Genomic DNA, 1,546 nt, shown 5'->3' with positions numbered 1-1,546 from the left:
GTCGAGGACGGCCTGGGTCCAGCCGCCCTCGATGACGCCGGTGGCGTCCAGCACCGCCCAGTCGACCACGTCGGTCGCCTCCACCACGACCGGGGCGCCGATGCGCACACTCGGGTCGGTGGCGGCGTCGCTGGCGCTCACCCCGACGATCCGCTCCGGCGTCTCCCACGAGGTGACGCCCGCCCAGACGTACTCCGGGCCGTCGTCGCCGGGCAGGCCGTACTTGACCACCAGCTGCGACTCCGCCGGCAGTTGGCCGGCGACGAACCGGGCCCGGGCGTCGCCCAGCGCGGCCCGGGCGGTGGCGACCGCCCGGCTCATGGCGTCGCCGGAGCGGGCGTAGCGCACGTCCGGCTGGATCCCGGAGAACAGCGTGGCGCAGGCGGCGGCGTAGTAGCGCCCGTCCGGACCCGGATGCCCGGCCGGTGGGCGCAGGCTGAGGAACGAGTCGGCCTCCGGGTCGGTCGACGGGTCGAGCTCCAGGCGCAGCAGCACCGGGGCGGTCGCGCCGTGCTGCTCCGGGTTGCCGTACGCCACCGCGATGTCGTGCCCGGTCACCGTCGCCAGCACCGGCAGCTGCACGAACGCGGGCACCTCCTCGCCGGCGAGCCCGTCGGTCCAGTCCCGCAGCAGCCGGCGCGCCGCCCCGGTCATCACCGCGCCCCAGGCCCGCGTGAGGTGGTCGGGCACCCCCTGGGTCTGCAACTCGAGCAGCCCGAAGCGGCGCAGCCCCTTGGTGGTGAACCACAGCCCTTCGGTGTCCGAGGAGTACGGCACCAGCACCCAGTCCACCAGCCGGATCCGGCCCTGCTCGTCCGGCAGCGAGCGCAGCGCGGTCGCCGGGTCGAGGAACTGCAGGCCGAACACGTCCACCACGTCGCCGTCGACGGACTCCGCCACCGCCGCCGCGACCGCCCGGGCGGCCCACTCGTGTGCCGGCGGCCAGCCCGGCCGGTACTCGGCCTGCACCACCACCAGGTGGGTCGCCGCGGCGAGCCGCGCCAGCTGCGCCTCGGTGGCGCCGAACGCGGTGAGCAGATCCGGCGGCAGCTCGGGGAACTCGGCTATCGGCCGGGTGTCCACGCTCATCAGCGGGCTGTCCAGCATCTGCCGGGCCAGCCCGTGCACCGGCTCGGCCAGCCGGCCGGTCAGCGCCGCCACCGCGGTCTTCGGGCTGACCTTCGGCAGCCCCGCCATCGGCACCAGGTAGGTCGCGCTGAGCGACTCCGGGACCGGTACGGGCAGGAAGTCGTCCGTGATGAGCATTCTCGTCCCCCGGTGGCCGCGCCGGTGCTGTCGAGCCGAACGCTACCCGGCCCGCATCGCCGGGTTCAGCCGGACAGCACCAGACCCAGGTAGACCAGCGTGGTGACCACCTCGACGGTCGCGCCGAGCACGTCGCCGGTGATCCCGCCGAGCCGGCGTACCACGTGGGCGAGCAGTGGCACGGCGACGGCCAGCGCGGCGGCGACGGCCAGCGGCCCCTGCCACGGGCGGCCCGGCACCGCGGGCACGGCCAGCAGCACCACGGCTGTCTCTTATACAC

At 75.3% G+C, this 1,546-nt stretch carries 1 protein-coding gene and 1 pseudogene; both read right to left on the bottom strand.

What is annotated here, in order from left to right; genetic code table 11:
* Positions 1 to 1,266, bottom strand: a 1,266-nt coding sequence (locus tag DKT68_RS00080) for a DUF2314 domain-containing protein (protein ID WP_109815411.1), incomplete at its 3' end; no start/stop codon positions are given.
* Positions 1,267 to 1,331: 65 nt separating this feature from the next.
* Positions 1,332 to 1,535: pseudogene (locus DKT68_RS00075) on the bottom strand (adenosylcobinamide-GDP ribazoletransferase); the annotation flags it as partial.
* Positions 1,536 to 1,546: the final 11 nt, after the last annotated feature.

The sequence above is a fragment of the Micromonospora acroterricola genome, from assembly GCF_003172955.1.
Classification (GTDB): domain Bacteria; phylum Actinomycetota; class Actinomycetes; order Mycobacteriales; family Micromonosporaceae; genus Micromonospora; species Micromonospora acroterricola.
This window is presented reverse-complemented; position numbering and strand designations above follow the sequence as displayed.